Source organism: Ensifer aridi (genome assembly GCF_002078505.1).
Classification (GTDB): Bacteria; Pseudomonadota; Alphaproteobacteria; order Rhizobiales; family Rhizobiaceae; genus Sinorhizobium; species Sinorhizobium aridi.
The window spans coordinates 42,116-58,309 of the sequence record NZ_LUAV01000022.1 but is presented as its reverse complement, the minus strand read 5'-3'; the positions used below and the strand labels follow the sequence as shown (position 1 = coordinate 58,309).

Here is a 16,194-nt window from a genome sequence, read left to right as displayed (position 1 = left end):
ATCATGGTTGCTCTCAAGCTTTTCCGCGCGACAGGTCCGTCGTTCGCCGATCTCGTGCCCTATGCCGGTCTGGTCGACAACGGCGTCCTTCTGTTGAAAGACGGAAGCCTGATGGCTGGTTGGTATTTTGCCGGGCCAGATTCCGAAAGCGCCACCGACCTCGAGCGCAACGAATTTTCGAGGCAGATCAACGCAATCCTGTCACGGCTCGGAAGCGGATGGATGATCCAGGTAGAGGCCGTGCGTATTCCGACGATCGACTATCCCCCGGAAGACCACTGCCATTTCCCTGATGCTGTCACGCGGGCGATCGACGCTGAGCGGCGGGCGCATTTCACGCGTGAGCGGGGACATTTCGAGAGCAAGCACGCACTGGTCCTCACCTACCGGCCGTTGGAGTCCAAAAGGACGGCTCTCAGCAAATACATCTATTCCGATGAGGAGAGCCGCAAGAAGACCTATGCCGACACGGTGCTTTTCATCTTCAAGAACGCCGTCCGTGAGATCGAGCAATATTTCGCGAGCACGCTTTCGATCCGGCGTATGCAAACGCGCGAGGTTGCCGAGAGGGGAGGGGAGCGCGTTGCCCGCTACGACGAATTGCTCCAATTCGTCCGCTTCTGCATTACCGGCGAGAACCACCCGATCCGACTTCCCGATGCTCCGATGTATCTCGACTGGATCGCGACCGCTGAACTCGAGCATGGCCTGACCCCGAAAGTCGAAAACCGGTTTCTCGGCGTTGTAGCGATCGACGGGCTGCCGGCGGAGAGCTGGCCGGGGATCCTCAACAGTCTCGACCTGATGCCGCTCACCTATCGCTGGTCGTCGCGCTTCGTCTTCCTTGACGCGGAAGAGGCGCGTCAAAAGTTGGAGCGGACCCGTAAGAAGTGGCAACAGAAAGTTCGTCCGTTCTTCGACCAGCTATTCCAGACGCAAAGCCGGTCGGTCGATCAGGACGCCATGATGATGGTGGCAGAGACCGAGGATGCGATCGCGCACGCGTCCTCGCAACTTGTTGCCTACGGCCACTACACGCCCGTCATCATTCTCTTCGACAGTGATCGGGAAGCCTTGCAGGAAAAAGCCGAGGCGATCCGACGGCTGATCCAAGCCGAAGGATTTGGTGCGCGCATCGAATCGCTCAACGCCACTGACGCCTACCTCGGCAGCTTGCCGGGCAACTGGTATTGCAACGTGCGTGATCCAATGATCAATACCAGCAATCTCGCCGACTTAGTCCCGCTCAATTCGGTCTGGTCGGGAAACCCGATCGCACCTTGCCCCTTCTATCCTCTGAATTCTCCGCCGCTGATGCAGGTCGCGAGCGGCTCGACGCCGTTCCGGCTGAATCTGCACGTCGATGACGTCGGCCACACGCTGATCTTCGGACCAACCGGCTCGGGCAAGTCGACACTTGTCGCACTGATCGCGGCACAGTTCAGACGCTATGACCGAGCCCAGATCTTCGCCTTCGACAAAGGCAGCTCGCTCCTGCCGCTGACGCTGGCTGCCGGGGGCGACCATTACGTGATCGGCGGCGACAATGCGGAGGAGGGGAAGGCATTGGCCTTTTGCCCCCTGTCTAACCTTGAAAGTGACGGCGATCGGGCCTGGGCCGCGGAATGGATCGAGATGCTGGTCGCGCTGCAGGGTGTCACCATCACGCCCGATCATCGCAACGCCATCTCGCGGCAAGTCGGTTTGATGGCGAGAGCACGTGGTCGATCGCTGTCGGATTTCGTGAGCGGCGTTCAGATGCGCGAGATCAAGGACGCGCTGCATCACTATACAGTTGACGGGCCGATGGGTCAGCTTCTCGACGCAGAGGAGGACGGGTTGGCGCTCGGCGCCTTCCAGACCTTCGAGATCGAGCACCTCATGAACATGGGCGAGCGCAATCTCGTGCCCGTGCTTACCTATCTGTTCCGATGGATTGAAAAGCGCCTCGACGGCTCGCCCAGTCTGATCGTGCTGGACGAGGCCTGGTTGATGCTCGGGCATCCGGTGTTCAGAAGTAAGATCCGCGAGTGGCTGAAGGTGCTCCGCAAGGCGAACTGCGCGGTCGTGCTGGCTACCCAGTCTATCTCGGATGCCGAGCGCTCCGGGATCATCGACGTGCTGAAGGAATCCTGCCCGACGAAGATCTGCCTACCGAACGGCGCCGCACGCGAGCCCGGGACGCGCGAGTTCTACGAACGGATCGGATTCAACGAGCGGCAGATCGAGATCGTTTCGAACGCGATTCCCAAGCGCGAATACTATGTCGTCACACCCGAAGGCCGGCGGCTCTTCGACATGGCGCTCGGTCCCGTGGCGCTCAGCTTCGTCGGCGCATCCGGCAAGGAAGACTTGAAGCGCATTCGCGCGCTCAGTTCCGAACACGGCCCCAATTGGCCAATCCAATGGCTTCAAATGAGAGGAGTTCACGATGCCGCATCGCTGCTCGACGTCGAATGAATTGCTTGCCGGTCTGGCAGCCGTCGCCCTGACGATCGTCGCAGTAACACCGGCAAATGCCGGCACTGCTACAGGTGCGGCGACCGAGTGGACACAGGTGCTCAACAATGGTGAGCTCGTAGCGCTGGTCGGGAAATCTGGCGAGCAGATCCAGAACCAGCTCACCCAGATCAGCCAGCTCGCGCAACAGATCGAGACGCAGCTGAACATCTATCAAAACGTGCTCCAGAACACCGCGACGCTCCCATCGCACATGTGGGGGCAGGTCGAGAGCGATCTCAATCAGCTCCGCAGCATCGTCGATCAGGGCCAGAGCATCGCTTTTTCCATGGGCAACGCTGATGATGTGCTGCAGCAGCGATTCCAGAGCTATGCCACCCTCAAGGCCAACCTGCCGAGCAATGAGACATTCTCCTCGATCTATCAAACCTGGTCGGACACCAACCGCGATACGATTGCCAGCACGCTGAACGCAGCAAGCCTCACGGCCGATCAGTTCGACAACGAGGAAACCACAATGTCCTCTTTACGGTCGATGTCAGAGACAGCCAACGGGCAGATGAAGGCATTGCAGGTCGGCCATCAGATCGCCACGCAGCAGGTCGCGCAAATGCAGAAGCTCCGCGGCCTCGTCTCACAGCAGATGACGATGATGGGTACCTGGCTTCAGACCGAGCAGACCGACAAGGACCTCGCTCAGGCACGGCGGGAGAAGTTCTTCGGTGCTACCGCGCCATCCACTTCCGGCGGTGAAAAAATGAAGGTGGAATGGTGAGAGCGAAACTGGTCCTCATCGCAATGGCGGCGACGATCGGCAGTGCCGGCGTCTGGTTCATCATCTCCGAGAAGCAAGCAGCACAAGAGCGCCGTGCGACGTTCTTCGGCTCGTCGAGAGAGTACCCCACGTTGGGCGGTCAGATGAAAGTCGAATGGTGAACCTATGAACGCGAACCAACTCCGGGCTCTTGCCGCCGCGATACTGTTTGCCGGTTTCGCCGCCTTGGCCGCGCAGCCCGCATTGGCCCAGGAGGGTTCGGTGCTGACGTCCCTTCAAAACCAGATCACGACTGCTGCGAAAGGGTGGGAAACCACCGTCATGGACGCCGCGAAGTCATTGTTCTGGATTCTTGCTACCATCGAGATCGGCATCGCAGCGGTCTGGCTTGCCCTTCAGGCTGCGGCCCTCGACAGCTGGTTTGCCGAGCTCGTCCGGCGCATCATGTTCGTCGGCTTCTTCGCCTTCGTGCTGGCGCAGGGGCCGACCTTCGCCAAGGCCGTGGTCGACAGTCTCTTCCAGATTGGCGCCGGAGGCGGCACCGCCTCGCCGGCGGACGTCTTCAACGCCGGGCTCGCTGTTGCAACCAAGATGTCCGAAAAAATTCAGTTCGGCCTTTTTGAGGATAATGCACTCGCTATCTCGGCCGCTTTCGCGATGGTGGTCGTGGTCATCTCGTTCTCTCTTGTCGCGGCAATCTTCGTCTCCGTCATGGTTGAGATGTATCTCGGCCTACTTACCGGAATGATCATGCTTGGCCTTGGAGGGTCGTCGTTCACCAAAGACTTCGCCGTCCGCTATCTGGTTTACGCCTTCTCAGTGGGCATGAAGCTCATGGCACTGGTCATGATTTCCCGCATTGGATCGGAAGTCCTCATCGGATTGGCGAATGAGCCCCAAGTCGGCGACCAGTTCCAGACCGCACTTGCGATTGCCGGGATCGCCGTGGTCGTCTTCATCATTGCGATCTACGTGCCGAATATCATTCAGGGCGTTGTCCAAGGTGCATCGGTGACCGGGGGCATGGAAACGATCCGTCACGGCGGGCAAGCGGCATCCTTCTCCGCTGGCGCAGGGTTCCTCGCGGCAGGCGTGGCAGGAGCCGGTTTTGCGGCAGGTCAGGCCGCCAGAGCGGCTGGCTCATCGTTCGCTGGTGCAGCTCTTCGAGGAATCGGCGCCGGGTTTGGATCGGGAGGCAAAGCTGCCGGTTCCGCGGCAAAAGAGAAGGCGATCGGCTCGCCCGGCGCTTATGCAGGTTCCATTCTAGGACTTGCCAACGCCAAGCTCGATGAGAGCCGCGGTGGTTACAGCGGGCACAAGCCTCGCCCCGAACGCAAAGACTAACAGCAACGAGAAAGTGATGGATCGATGGCAGCGAATCGCGTCCCCGAAAATCCCTATCTCGCCGCGCGGCAGGAATGGACGGAACGTTACGGATCCTATGTGCGAGCCGCCGCGGCGTGGCGTTTCGTCGGCATTCTGGGCCTGACCATGGCCGTGATCGGCTTCGGATATGCCATGTATCTCAGTACCCAGGTGAAGCTCGTGCCCTACATCGTCGAGGTGGACAAACTCGGAACGTCGGTGACAGCCGGCTTCCCTGAACAGATCGAATATGCGGATGTGCGCGTGGTACGTGCGACTCTCGGCAATTTCGTAACCAGCTTCCGTTCGATCACGCCCGATGCCGTCGTCCAGAAACAATATATCGACCGCACATATGCGCTTCTTCGAACGTCCGAGCCATCGACGGAGAAGATCAACGCGTGGTTTCGGGGCAATTCGCCTTTCGAGAAGGCCAAGACCGCAACGGTCGCCATCGAGGTAAACAACATCGTGGCGCTCTCGAACCAGACTTATCAGATCGACTGGACCGAGTACGAGCGGGATCGAAAGGGCAAGGAAATTGGCACACGCCGGTTTCGTGGGATCCTAACGGTCGCGCTGACCGCGCCGCAGGACGAGGCAACCATCCGCCTCAATCCGATCGGTCTCTACGTCCGGGATTTCGACTGGACGGCACAACTTTAAGGGCAGGGGATTCGGGCAATGCACAGAAATGGATTGATCGCAGCCGCCGGGTGCATGGCCGGACTCGTCTTTGCGGCGAGCGCTCACGCACAAAGCATGACCACAAACGAGGTGCGGGGCACTAAATTGTCAAGCAAATGGCGTGGAACGCCAGGCCTCGTCACCACGGGGCCGGATGGAAAGGTCATTTTCCTATACGGGGAAACGCAGCCGTCCGTCGTCTGCTCTCCGCTGCAGGTCTGCGATATCGAGCTGCAGGGCGGAGAAATCGTCCGCGACGTCCTGGTTGGCGACACCGTTCGTTGGAAGGTCGAACCGGCGACATCAGGCGCGACCGGTGGACAAGCGGTCCATCTGATTGTCAAGCCCTCGGAACCTGGTCTCGTCACTTCCATGGTGGTTACGACATCGCGTCGCACATACCACATTCAGCTCAAATCCCACCCGAGCCAATACATGGCACGCGTAGGGTTCGAATATCCCGAGGATGTTTCCACAAAGCTCGCCGACATCAACGCGCGCCTCGAAACAGGAGGTATTCCCGGAACCGCGCCGGATAAGCTCAACTTCTCCTACTCCGTGAGTGGAAACGCGCCGTGGAGACCGAAGCGGGTCTATTCGGACGGGGTGAAAACCTACATTCAGTTTTCGAGGTCCATTTCTGGCCAGGATGCCCCCGTGCTGTTCGTCGTCTCCGGCGGGCAGAATCGCATCGTCAACTATCGCATGAAGAACGACATGATGATCGTCGACTATGCGGTCGACAAGGCGATCCTCGTTTCCGGTGTAGGCTGGCGCCAGCAGCAGATCACCATCCGGCGGGGAGGTTGACCTATGCAGAAACTCTTCCTTTTACTTCTCGTTACTGGTCTTCTTTCCGGTTGCCAAAGCCACGACGTGGGCTTGACCGCCAAGGCTACCCCTATGCCGGCGACCGGGCCCGCTGCGAGCGCCATCGCGGGTGACATGGCAAGCCGGCTTGCCGAGCAAATCGGCCCCGCCGGCACGACAACCATCAAGATGAACAAGGACACGTCGGAGTTCGCGATGGCGCTCGAGGCGGCCCTGAAGGGCTGGGGCTACACGGTCATTACCGACGGGAAAGTCGGACGAGACGTCAAGCCGATCGAACTCGCCTACTCGATCGATGGCGTCGAGGGTCAGGTGCTCGCAAGACTTTCGACGCCGTCAATTGCTCTTGGCAGGGCCTATACGGCGACGTCCGATGGCGCCATACCAGCAAGCCCGCTTTCGATCATGCAACGGAGCTGACGGGAGGAGACACATGGTGCAGTCGCTGCAACTCGGCGCGTCAAGCCAGGCAGACGATCAGAAGGGCATGCGTCGCCTCAATCGCGTGCCGATCATTGTCGCCATCATCGTCATCGTTTTCTTCGTCGGTATCATCGTGATCGGCCTCTCATGGCGGGGTCTCGTCTTCAATCGAAGCAATGATATCGAAAGCGCGTCGGACCCGCCCGCGACCAGTTTCGGCGACCAACTCAAACGCGGTGTAACGGACGGCATTATCGGCGAGCCGGTCGAACGCGAGACCTTCCAGCCGACGCCTGTCACCGAGCAGAAGGTCGGGAAACAGGAGCCGGTTGTCGATCGCCGGCCGGCGGCGCGCGAAGAACGACGCCCCAGGTTGGAGTCCGAAGAGGAATGGAAGGCCCGACTGAAGCGCGAGCAGGACGAGCAGTATATTCGCGAGGCTCAGCGCCAGCGGATGGCGCGCCTACAGGCGCGCGCCACGGCACTCGAATCGCCCTTGAAGGTCGATATCTCCGATGTCGAGAAGGCGGGAAATGCTGCGGACGCCAGTCAGCAGAATACACCGGCGACAGCAAACAGCGCCTCGGACCTCTATGCCGCTGCGATGAATTCCGGGCTCATGGGGCAGAATGCCGGTCAAAACGGCCAGATGTCCAAGGAGGATTACTTCAATCAGGATATCAAGGATCTCGGTTATCTTCCGAACAAGATCATGCCTCAAATGTCGCCCTATGAGCTGAAGCGCGGCTCGGTCATTCCAGCCACGTTGATCACCGGCCTCAACTCCGACCTACCCGGGCGCATTTCTGCGCAGGTCAGCCAGAACGTCTACGACAGCGCGACCGGCTATCGGGTCCTCATCCCGCAAGGCGCCAAGCTGTTCGGCCGATATGACTCGAAGATTTCCTTCGGGCAGGATCGGGTATTGGTCGTCTGGACAGATCTCATTTTTCCAAACGGATCGACTCTGCAAATCGGTGGCATGGCGGGTACCGACGCCGAAGGCTATGGCGGCTTTGCTGACAGGGTCGACCGGCATCTCTGGCGGACTTTCGGATCGGCCGCGTTGACCGCGCTGATCGGGACAGGGATCGACATGTCGATGCCTCAGAGTTCGACGCGTAGCACGCAGGAGACAGCCTCAGACGCCGCCAGGCGGAATTTCGCGGAAGGTTTCGGCCAGGTGGTAGAACAGACGATCTCGAAGAATCTGAATGTGCAGCCGACCATCCGTATTCGGCCGGGCTACAAGTTCAATGTCCTCGTCGACCAGGACATCATCTTTCCGTCCGGCTATCGTGCAAATTAGCGGCGCAGTGCCAGAGATCTGGGTCCTCCCATCTGCCGCTGGTTGACGCGGGTGAGCATTGCAGCGGACGATCTCCGGTCCGCTAGTTGCGGCTTCCCTCGACAGATCGCGCGCGAAGCGCCATTCGGAAACATACCGTCATCGGATGTGCTTGTGGACCGTCGTTCGAGAGAGCCTGAGCAAACGTGCAGTTTCAGACGCATTGTTTCCGGTCTGCCGATAAGTGGTGCGGATTTCGGAGCATCGCCGCCTGCTGAGGGTATTGTCCAGACAGCTCATGCAGCAATCGATTACAGCATCCTCATCCGATTCATCGAATGAATCCTCATCGAGATAGTCCGTCTGCCGTCGAACGAGCGCCCGCTGGAGAGCCGCGTTCAGTTCGCGGATGTTGCCGGGCCAGGCGCGCTGCGCGAGGCGAGCAATAGCCGCGTCCGTGATTGCCGTCTGAGGCGCAAGCCTCTTCATCAAGTGCTGCACGACGAGCGGGAAATCGGATCGTTCGCTTAGGGCGGGCAGCTTTATCGTGATGGCGTTGAGCCGGTAGAGCAGATCGGCGCGAAACGCCCGGTCCTTCACCATGTCGTGCAGGTTCCGATTTGTGGCCGAAACGATCTGAACGTCGACTTTGTGGACCTTCTGTCCGCCCACGGCACGCACTTCCATCGAATCGAGAAAGCGAAGAAGCGCCGTTTGGGAGGCAAGCGGAATGTCTGCAACCTCATCAAGAAACAGTGTGCCGCCATCGGCGGCGCGCGCGAGCCCCGGCGCACCGTCGTCACGCGCATTCGTGTAGGCGCCGCGCTCGTGACCGAAAATCTCCCCGATAAACAGTGGCTCCGGTATCGCGCCGCAATTGAGGGCGACGAATTCACCCTTTCGCCGGCTTACCTTATGCAGATGGCGGGCCATCAACTCCTTGCCGGTACCGGTCTCCCCAAAAATATGGACCGGCATGCGAAGCGCTGCGGCTTCGGCCAGTTCGGCCATGGCGCGCTTGAGCAACCGATCCTCGCAGACGAAGTCCGGCTCGTCGGGATCGCAGATAAGAGTCGGTACGGAGGGGGCGGCCCGTGCCCTGGCGCGCATCGCCATGCCCTCACCGATTTGGCGGCAGACCATGAACACGCCGCTGCCGGCCCGGTCGCGAACGCGGATGATCCCGCCGCCCAGCAGCCCATCCATAGCCGCGCCGAAGCCGGCCTCGAACAGACGGTCGAAATGCACGCCGTGCGCTGCCGGCAGCCCGGCAAGAAGCGCCATGCCCGGTCGGTTCACCAACACTACGGTGCCGTCGCCCGAGACGGCGATAAGGCCTGCGGACAGGGTATCGAGATATTCCGCGCGCGGATGGAAGGCGAAGATGAAATTGCCGGCTTTCTCGCGAAAGATGAGCCCATTCTCGATCTGCGCGGCCGCCATACGCACGAGCGCGTGCGTATGCTGCTGACGTGCTTCGTTCGAGCAGGAGGCATCCAGCAGGCCAAGGACCTCGCCGTTGGTATCCAGGATCGGGGCGGCCATGCAGCTCAGGTGCCCATGGCAGTTGAAGTAGTGCTCGCGTCCATAGACGGCGACCGGCTGACGTTCCCGCGCGACGAGGCCGAGCGCGTTGGTCCCGCGCTCGCTTTCCCCCCACATGCTGCCGGGAATGATGGAACGTCCGACAGAGCTCTCGGCAAAATGCGCGTCACTGATCGTGTCGAGCACGACACCGTCGGCGTCCGCAAGCGCGATCATGAAATTCGAACCTGCGATCTGCGTGTGGAGGAGCTGCATTTCTGCAAGCGCCAAGGATCTCAGCACCGCATTCGCATCCCGTCTGTGGCGCACGTCGCCGAAGGGAATGACGACGTCGCGTGGAATACCCGAGGGATCGAGGCCGAGGTCTCGACACCGTTGCCAGCTTTCGGCAACGAGCGGTGTCACTGCGGCGGCTGGGATCCGGCCACCCTGTTCGAGAGCGGCGCGTGCCCGCTCGAGTCCGGAAACATGCTGCATGGCTTTCCTCCTCTCGTAACCGCGCTAAGGCTGCCGGCGAGTGCCCTGCGCTCTTAACCAGAAACTGAACAGGCGACGCGGGCGCTGTTCAGTGGGTGGACGCGTTGCGCGATGCGAAGGCCACGCAAATCCTTGAATCCCCGCGTCAAAGGCGAATGGCACGACGCTTGCTCATTCCCCCTTGCAGCCGGAGGGCTTTGCCCGGCAAGGAGGAGACAGTGATGAAGGCTCAAGTGCTCAACCGATACGACGACGACCTGAAAACGGACCAGTGGGTCTCGCTCGAGGAGGTCGCCGATCCCAAAATCAACAAATCGACGGACGTCATCGTGCGCATAGGTGGCGCAGGCGTCTGCCGCACGGACCTGCACATAATCGAGGGCGTCTGGCGACCGCACATGGACCCGGGCGGCGACCAGCTCCTTCCGCTCATCATGGGACATGAGAATGCCGGATGGGTCGAAGAGGTCGGCAAGGAAGTCGAGGGCATCAAGGTCGGTGATCCGGTCATCGTCCATCCGAAGATTTCCGGAGGAACCTGCCTTGCCTGCCGACGCGGATTTGACATGCACGGCCCGGGAAAATTTCCGGGTCTCGATTGCAATGGCGGCTACGCCGAATATCTCTGCACCTCGGAGCGCAACATCGTGCCGCTTCCGCGGACGCTGGCGCCGAAGGATGTCGCGCCGTATTCCGACGCCGGGCTGACCGCCTATCGCGCGGTGAAGAAGGCAACGCGCCATCTTCTGCCGGGAGAAAGTTGCGTCGTGATCGGCGCCGGTGGCCTCGGCCATATCGGCATCCAGTGCCTGAAGGCAATGTGTGCCGCCGATGTCATCGTCGTCGACAAATCGGATGACTCCCTTGCGCTCGCCGGCAAGATCGGGGCCGACAAACTCGTCAAGGCTGATGGGAACGAGGTCGAGGCCGTGCTCGCAATGACCGGTGGGCAGGGTGCCGAAGCCGTCATCGATTTTGTCGGCGAGAGAGGCACGACGACCAAAGGGCTCGCCATGACGCGGCCGATGGGCAGCTACTACGTCGTGGGCTACGGCGAGGACATTCGCGTCCCGACCGTCGACATGGTCATCACCGAGAAGAACATCGTTGGCAACCTGGTCGGCACGTGGGCCGAACTGGTTGAGTTGATGGCGCTCGCCGATCGGGGCCTCGTCGAATTGACAACGGTCGAATACCGTCTTGCCGACGCAAATCGGGCGCTCCAGGATCTGAACAACGGTCGCATCCATGGGCGGGCCGTTCTCATCCCTTGAGCCGCACTGTGCAGGCGGAAGAGCGCTCAGCCTTCCGCCTGCGCCTTTGACGTCCGGGCGGCGGTCGCCTTTTCGACCAAAGGTCGATCGGCCGCTATCGAATCCCGAAGGAAGTAGCATGTGCAAAACCCTTACTGCGAGCGGTCCGCAGCCTTTCCGGAAAATCAGCCGGCCGCTGAGGATTGCGGGTCATTCGACGAGCATCTGTCTGGAGTCCGCCTTCTGGCAGGTCCTTGATGCGATGGCGGTCGCCGAGGGCGTGACAACGCCGAAGCTCATTTCTGTCCTGCACGAGGAAGCCGCCCACATGTACGAGGACCTGCCGAATTTTGCCTCAGTGCTTAGAACCCTCTGTCTTCTGCATGAGAGCGGACGGTGAAGTGCGGCAAGCGGCGCCGGTTGGCTTCGCGCCGGCGCGCTCGACGTCAGACGAAGGCCAGCCTTGCTTAGGATGTCTTGTTCGCGGCTGTCCGGCCCTCCGCGATCCAGCGTGCCGCCAGCACCAGCGCGCCCATGCTGAACTCCTTGCCGTGCTTTGCGATCATTTCTTCCGAAAGGCTGGCGAGGCGTGCAAAAAACTCGTCCTTGCTCTTGTCCTCAGGGGTCAGTTCGGTCTGCATGGTTTCCTCCTCATGATTTGAAGATTTGCGGCGGGAAGGTGACAATTGCCGCAGTCCCGTCCGCCGTACCGATGGCGAGATGGCTTCCGTTGGCCGACCACTCGAGCGCGGTGACCGCTTCTCCGGCGTGGCGAACCACCAATTCGTCCGCGCCGCCAATGCGGGCGACGACGATCTGGCCACTGGCATAGCTGGCGGCGACCAGATTTCTCGTGGGATGGGCGGCCACGCGGTCGACGGCGACGAGCCCCGATCGGCCGGCAATCAGCGCGCCCGACCTGCTGTCGGCCAGCGGGGGCGCTTCCATCGTCCAGGCCGCGATGCGGAATGCTCCTGAGGCGATCAACGCATTGGACGGCCCGCTCCAGCAGCTTGACTCCACGGGCACGGGAAAATCCTGCAGGACCGCCGTCCGTTTCGTGGCGACTTCGACGAGTCCAATGCCCTGCCGCCCGAGAGGACAGGCCAGCCAGCGGCCGTCGCCGCTCCATCTTATCGCGATCGGTCGAGCGGGAAGGTGGATGCTCTGCGGATCCGTCGCCTCCGAGGTTTCCCAAAGGAGCAGCCCGTTTGCCGTGCCGGCCGCAATGTGAAGTCCGTCCGGCGACAGCGCAATCGCGGCGACCCCGCAATTCTCCGGTTCCAGCCGAACGGGTGGGCTGCGGTGGTGCGAAAGAAAAAGGTCCACGCCGTCGCTCATGGCGGTAATTCCGTTTGCCGCCCAGTGGTCAAGCGCCATGACGGGGCCGCTCACCCGTATTCCGGCGCTTTCGATCTCGCCGCTGGCGTCGACAAACAGGAGTTCGCCCGCGCCGCTCGCGACGATGAAACGATCCGCCGGTCCAGCGGCAAGAGGAAGTGTGCGATCGCCAAGCGTCGCCGTCTCGATCAACGGCGGCGGCGGCGCCTTGCGGGGCCGGATCGTCGCCTGGCCGAAATCGGCGCTGACGCGAATGCGTTTCTCGGGCGATTCCGCGTCGGCAAGCGGAGCGATCGCCAAACTGCCGTCAGCGCCGGCGAAGGCGACCGCCGTGCCGTCGGCGTTGAAACGCAAGTCCATGACCGTCGCTCGTCGTTGCCAGCTTCGCGCGAGCAGGTCGAATATTGTCAGGTTGCGGGCACTCTCCTGGTTCATTTCGCTCCTCCCTCAGCCGCCTGCGCTCTCCTCCAGCAGGCGGTCGATTTCCGCCATGGCCTCCTCGGCGTTGGCAATGTGTTCTTCGCAGGTCCTTAGTCGCGCTCTCATCGCCGACGCCTTCTCTTGCTCGCCATGCAAGTTCTGCACCAGTTGTGGCTCCGCGCCCTTGGCATCGGCTTCGAGCTCGAGGCGCAGCAGCTCCATTTCGGTGCCTGCCAGCGCTTGTGTCAGTTTCAGCTGTTCGGCGTTGAGACCCGCGAGCTCGGCCACGAGCGCCAGGCGCCGATGCAGCAAATTGGAAGATGATGGCTCTTGCTTGCTCACCCGAACCTCCTATCGTTAGTGCCGTGCGCCGAGAGGTGAGGCAAAAGGTGGACCAGATGTTCGAAACGGCAGGAAAGACATTCTTCGCGGCATTGAGAGATGCCGTTGCGAGGCGCCTGGGTCCGGACCATGCCTGTGTTAAGGTGATGGCGCGGGCGGCGGACGTCGGAGATGCCGATGCGACGGCGGCGGCGCAGGATGCGCTCAATGCGCTTGGCGGCGAGATGGCGGCGGCCCTGATGGCTGATGTGCACAAGGCGCTTCGCGAGGATCCGGCTGGCGTTCTCGGGGCCTGGCAGCCCTTCGGCAATAGACACTGAGGTGGCGGTCATGGCTTTGCGCCCGGCGCTGTCCCAGGCTTTTCCCAGGCAGAAAGCTGTTCCGGCAGGTCGGAAAGCTGGCTTTGGAACTGCCTTTCCGCGATCTCGATATGGCTCCTCAACTGATCCCAAAGATCCACGCGCAGGAGGTTCGCCTTGTCGCCAAGCAAGCGCTCGATTTCCTCCAGGCGGAACTGGTGAGACAGAGACACACCCGCAAAGACGAAGTCCCGCAGAAGAGTGGCATGGGTTTCGATGAATGACCCGATCATCGGGTGTGTTTCCGGCGTCAGGCCGCGGGCGGCCATCTCAGATTCCATGAACGCCTGGAAATAGCGTTGCAGCCGGTATTGGCTCTCGCCGAGGAAGCGTATCTGGAAGACCAGGTCGCGAGGCATCAGCCGCACCAGGTCACCGGTCACGCTGCTATCGTGGCCGGTGACCGGCCCAAGGCCCTGCCGGCCCTTGTTCTCTTTCGACATCACAGATCCTCCCATATTCGGCAAATTCAATCCGTAAAGAATTATGGGAGAGAAATTTAAGTTTTCAACTTTGAATCATTGTGAGTTAAAAGTATTCTTTCCAAATATCAGGAGTTGTGTAAAGCGTTACATATGTAAATTACATTTGTAACGCGATTATTTACACATTCTCTGGAACGTCTGGCGAAGATCCCCAAGATCAATGTTGCGACGCGGATTTTTCGACTTGGCACGGCCCTTGCTTCATCCTTTCGTATAAGAAGCCCACCGCCTCGACGCGGTGCCACAAGAACGAAGGAGTGGGGAAAGGGAGTTCAGACGCCAATCGTCGCGTGGCCAGCGCCCGCGATTTGGCGACATTCCACCCACGAGCACCTTTGCCGCGAACCACTACGGCGGAGCGGTTGCGCTGAGGAGGCGTGCCGCTGTGCCCGCTTGAACTCAAACCGCGGCGATGTGCCGCTTCCGCCCAGGCCAAGGGGTCTGCGGCGCAAATCGTGGAGGCTTTGCATCATGACGTCGTTGACGCTCAACAAGATAACCTCGCAGCGCGGAATATCCGTCGGTGAGGCGACGAAGAAGATATCCGATCTCGGCTGGAATCCGACCTATGTCCAGGAAGCGATGACCTTCCCGACGGATTACAAGATCACCAAGGCGCCTCGCGATCCGATGAAGCAGGTGCTCAGATCCTATTTCCCGATGCAGGAGGAAAAGGATAACCGCGTCTATGGCGCGCTCGACGCAGCGTTGCGTGGCGACATGTTCCGCAATGTCGAGCCGCGCTGGGTGGAGTGGATGAAGCTCTTCCTGGCGATCATTCCCTTCCCGGAAATTTCGGCCGCGCGCTCGATGGCAATGGTCGCCCGCCTTGCCCCCGGTGAGGATCTCAGAACCGGCTTCACCATGCAGATGGTCGACGAGTTTCGCCATTCCACCATCCAGATGAATCTGAAGAAGTGGTACATGGAGAACTACATCGATCCCGCCGGCTTCGACATCACCGAGGAAGCCTTCGGCAAGTGCTACGCCACGACGATCGGCCGCCAGTTCGGCGAGGGCTTCATCACCGGCGACACGATGACGGCCGCCTGTATGTATCTCACCGTCGTCGCCGAGACCGCATTCACCAACACGCTCTTCGTCGCGATGCCGTCGGAAGCGGCCCGCAACGGCGACTACGCCTTGCCGACCGTGTTCCTCTCCGTGCAATCCGACGAGAGCCGGCACATCGGCAACGGTCACTCGCTGCTGATGGCGGCACTGAAGGAACCGGACAACCATCTGCTCCTCGAGCGCGACATGCGCTACGCCTTCTGGCAGAACCACGCGATCGTCGACGCCGCCATCGGCACCTTCATCGAATACGGTACCACCAACCGCGACAAGTCGAAGGAATCCTATGCGGAGATGTGGCATCGCTGGATCTTCGAGGACTACTACCGCACCTACATGCTGCCGCTCGAGAAATACGGCATCAAGATCCACCACGACGACGTCCAGACTGCGTGGAAACGCATCACCGAGAAGTTCTACGTCCACAAGATCGCGCAGTTCTTCGCAGTCGGCTGGCCGGTCAATTTTTGGCGCATCGAAGCCCAGCGCGAGCAGGACTTCGAGTGGTTCGAGCATAAGTATCCGGGCTGGTATGCCCAGTTCGGCGACTTCTGGAAGTGGTACGACAAGCTCAGCCATCGCGGCGAGAAGGTCATCACCTTCAACGAGGATGTCGGCTACGTCTATCCGCATCGCTGCTGGTCGAGCCTGGTGCCATGCGTCGTGCGCGAAGACATCGTCACCGACGTGATCGACGGGCAACTCCACACCTTCGCACACGAGATCGATCGCTGGACGGCGGTGGAGGCCTTCTCCGACGAGTACCAGGGGCGTCCGACCCCGGCCATGGGCCGCTTCAGCGGCAAGCGCGAGTGGGAGACCCTCTATCACGGTTGGGATCTCGCCGATGCGATCAAGGATCTCAATTTCGTCCGCTCCGACGGCAAGACGCTCGTTCCGCAACCGCATCTGCGGTTCGACGACAAGGAGATGTGGACCCTCGACGACGTTCGTGGCCACACGCTGCAGTCGCCTTTGACCCTGCTGCGCGAAATGACCCCGGACGCCCGCGAGAAGCATCTCGCCGAATACCGCGCCGGCTTCCAGGTGCGGCCCTTCAATTGATGGC

17 protein-coding genes are annotated in these 16,194 nt (G+C 60.8%); 12 read left to right on the top strand and 5 right to left on the bottom strand.

The features are described from left to right. The first annotated feature begins 3 nt into the window (after positions 1-3). From AYK65_RS19335 to trbI, 8 genes are read left to right on the top strand one after another with little or no spacing between them, the layout of a single operon-like run. A complete protein-coding gene (locus AYK65_RS19335) occupies positions 4-2,460 on the top strand; it encodes a conjugal transfer protein TrbE (RefSeq protein ID WP_081159676.1) in 2,457 nt (818 codons plus the stop codon). Beyond that, positions 2,432-3,235: a P-type conjugative transfer protein TrbJ gene (gene trbJ / locus AYK65_RS19330; RefSeq protein ID WP_081159674.1), complete on the top strand. Its 804-nt coding sequence runs from the start codon at positions 2,432-2,434 to the stop codon at positions 3,233-3,235. Before AYK65_RS19335 ends, trbJ begins: the two co-directional genes overlap by 29 nt. Continuing rightward, on the top strand, positions 3,229-3,396 hold the full coding sequence (locus tag AYK65_RS19325) for a TrbJ/VirB5 family protein (RefSeq protein WP_081159671.1): 168 nt from the start codon (positions 3,229-3,231) through the stop codon (positions 3,394-3,396). The genes trbJ and AYK65_RS19325 overlap by 7 nt, the downstream gene beginning before the upstream one ends. 4 nt (positions 3,397-3,400) lie before the next feature. Then, positions 3,401-4,579: a P-type conjugative transfer protein TrbL gene (gene trbL / locus AYK65_RS19320; RefSeq protein WP_081159669.1), complete on the top strand. Its 1,179-nt coding sequence runs from the start codon at positions 3,401-3,403 to the stop codon at positions 4,577-4,579. A 24-nt stretch (positions 4,580-4,603) separates the two neighbouring features. Further along, on the top strand, positions 4,604-5,266 hold the full coding sequence (locus AYK65_RS19315; RefSeq protein ID WP_081159666.1) for a conjugal transfer protein TrbF: 663 nt from the start codon (positions 4,604-4,606) through the stop codon (positions 5,264-5,266). A gap of 18 nt (positions 5,267-5,284) precedes the next feature. Beyond that, complete coding sequence (gene trbG, locus AYK65_RS19310; protein ID WP_081159664.1) at positions 5,285-6,097, top strand: P-type conjugative transfer protein TrbG; 813 nt, start codon at positions 5,285-5,287, stop codon at positions 6,095-6,097. Between the two features lie 3 nt (positions 6,098-6,100). Beyond that, the gene (gene trbH / locus AYK65_RS19305) at positions 6,101-6,538 is read left to right on the top strand and encodes a conjugal transfer protein TrbH (protein ID WP_081159661.1); all 438 of its coding nucleotides are present in this window, start codon (positions 6,101-6,103) and stop codon (positions 6,536-6,538) included. Between the two features lie 13 nt (positions 6,539-6,551). After that, complete coding sequence (gene trbI, locus AYK65_RS19300) at positions 6,552-7,850, top strand: IncP-type conjugal transfer protein TrbI (protein ID WP_081159658.1); 1,299 nt, start codon at positions 6,552-6,554, stop codon at positions 7,848-7,850. Between the two features lie 138 nt (positions 7,851-7,988). On the opposite strand, the gene AYK65_RS19295 is transcribed toward trbI, so the two are convergent. After that, on the bottom strand, positions 7,989-9,851 hold the full coding sequence (locus AYK65_RS19295) for a sigma-54-dependent Fis family transcriptional regulator (RefSeq protein ID WP_081159656.1): 1,863 nt from the start codon (positions 9,849-9,851) through the stop codon (positions 7,989-7,991). A 221-nt stretch (positions 9,852-10,072) separates the two neighbouring features. Here AYK65_RS19295 and AYK65_RS19290 point away from each other — a divergent pair, with 221 nt between their 5' ends. Together AYK65_RS19290 and AYK65_RS19285 are read left to right on the top strand one after the other, a co-directional pair. Further along, a complete protein-coding gene (locus AYK65_RS19290) occupies positions 10,073-11,125 on the top strand; it encodes an NAD(P)-dependent alcohol dehydrogenase (protein WP_081159653.1) in 1,053 nt (350 codons plus the stop codon). Positions 11,126-11,243: 118 nt separating this feature from the next. Beyond that, positions 11,244-11,504 (top strand): ribbon-helix-helix domain-containing protein, encoded by a 261-nt coding sequence (locus tag AYK65_RS19285; protein ID WP_081159651.1) that lies wholly within the window; start codon positions 11,244-11,246, stop codon positions 11,502-11,504. 67 nt (positions 11,505-11,571) lie between these two features. Here the strand turns inward: AYK65_RS19285 and AYK65_RS32485 are convergent, their stop codons facing one another. The 3 genes from AYK65_RS32485 to AYK65_RS19275 are packed head-to-tail and all read right to left on the bottom strand — an operon-like array spanning position 11,572 to position 13,207. Beyond that, positions 11,572-11,745 carry a hypothetical protein gene (locus AYK65_RS32485; RefSeq protein WP_167333622.1) on the bottom strand — a complete coding sequence of 58 codons (174 nt, stop codon included), beginning with the start codon at positions 11,743-11,745 and terminating at the stop codon, positions 11,572-11,574. 10 nt (positions 11,746-11,755) lie between these two features. Next, the gene (locus AYK65_RS19280; protein WP_081159649.1) at positions 11,756-12,880 is read right to left on the bottom strand and encodes a WD40 repeat domain-containing protein; all 1,125 of its coding nucleotides are present in this window, start codon (positions 12,878-12,880) and stop codon (positions 11,756-11,758) included. 12 nt (positions 12,881-12,892) lie between these two features. Then, positions 12,893-13,207 carry a hypothetical protein gene (locus AYK65_RS19275; RefSeq protein WP_139793246.1) on the bottom strand — a complete coding sequence of 105 codons (315 nt, stop codon included), beginning with the start codon at positions 13,205-13,207 and terminating at the stop codon, positions 12,893-12,895. Positions 13,208-13,263: 56 nt separating this feature from the next. On the opposite strand from AYK65_RS19275, the gene AYK65_RS19270 reads away from it, so the two are divergent. Further along, positions 13,264-13,527, top strand: coding sequence for a hypothetical protein (locus tag AYK65_RS19270; RefSeq protein ID WP_081159644.1), 264 nt, complete (start codon positions 13,264-13,266; stop codon positions 13,525-13,527). 8 nt (positions 13,528-13,535) lie between these two features. Here the strand turns inward: AYK65_RS19270 and AYK65_RS19265 are convergent, their stop codons facing one another. Continuing rightward, positions 13,536-14,009, bottom strand: coding sequence for a hypothetical protein (locus AYK65_RS19265; RefSeq protein WP_081159641.1), 474 nt, complete (start codon positions 14,007-14,009; stop codon positions 13,536-13,538). A gap of 510 nt (positions 14,010-14,519) precedes the next feature. Here AYK65_RS19265 and AYK65_RS19260 point away from each other — a divergent pair. Next, entirely contained in the window at positions 14,520-16,190 is a 1,671-nt protein-coding gene (locus AYK65_RS19260; protein WP_209439326.1) for an aromatic/alkene/methane monooxygenase hydroxylase/oxygenase subunit alpha, read from the top strand. The last annotated feature ends 4 nt before the right edge of the window (positions 16,191-16,194 follow it).

Coding starts and splice junctions, on each gene's coding strand:
- AYK65_RS19290 (WP_081159653.1), top strand. CDS start 10,073: ATGAAGGCTCAAGTGCTCAACCGATACGACGACGACCTGAAAACGGAC.
- trbL (WP_081159669.1), top strand. CDS start 3,401: ATGAACGCGAACCAACTCCGGGCTCTTGCCGCCGCGATACTGTTTGCC.
- trbG (WP_081159664.1), top strand. CDS start 5,285: ATGCACAGAAATGGATTGATCGCAGCCGCCGGGTGCATGGCCGGACTC.
- trbI (WP_081159658.1), top strand. CDS start 6,552: ATGGTGCAGTCGCTGCAACTCGGCGCGTCAAGCCAGGCAGACGATCAG.
- AYK65_RS19285 (WP_081159651.1), top strand. CDS start 11,244: ATGTGCAAAACCCTTACTGCGAGCGGTCCGCAGCCTTTCCGGAAAATC.
- AYK65_RS19295 (WP_081159656.1), bottom strand. CDS start 9,851: ATGCAGCATGTTTCCGGACTCGAGCGGGCACGCGCCGCTCTCGAACAG.
- AYK65_RS19280 (WP_081159649.1), bottom strand. CDS start 12,880: ATGAACCAGGAGAGTGCCCGCAACCTGACAATATTCGACCTGCTCGCG.
- trbH (WP_081159661.1), top strand. CDS start 6,101: ATGCAGAAACTCTTCCTTTTACTTCTCGTTACTGGTCTTCTTTCCGGT.
- AYK65_RS19265 (WP_081159641.1), bottom strand. CDS start 14,009: ATGTCGAAAGAGAACAAGGGCCGGCAGGGCCTTGGGCCGGTCACCGGC.
- AYK65_RS19335 (WP_081159676.1), top strand. CDS start 4: ATGGTTGCTCTCAAGCTTTTCCGCGCGACAGGTCCGTCGTTCGCCGAT.
- AYK65_RS32485 (WP_167333622.1), bottom strand. CDS start 11,745: ATGCAGACCGAACTGACCCCTGAGGACAAGAGCAAGGACGAGTTTTTT.
- AYK65_RS19270 (WP_081159644.1), top strand. CDS start 13,264: ATGTTCGAAACGGCAGGAAAGACATTCTTCGCGGCATTGAGAGATGCC.
- trbJ (WP_081159674.1), top strand. CDS start 2,432: ATGCCGCATCGCTGCTCGACGTCGAATGAATTGCTTGCCGGTCTGGCA.
- AYK65_RS19325 (WP_081159671.1), top strand. CDS start 3,229: ATGGTGAGAGCGAAACTGGTCCTCATCGCAATGGCGGCGACGATCGGC.
- AYK65_RS19315 (WP_081159666.1), top strand. CDS start 4,604: ATGGCAGCGAATCGCGTCCCCGAAAATCCCTATCTCGCCGCGCGGCAG.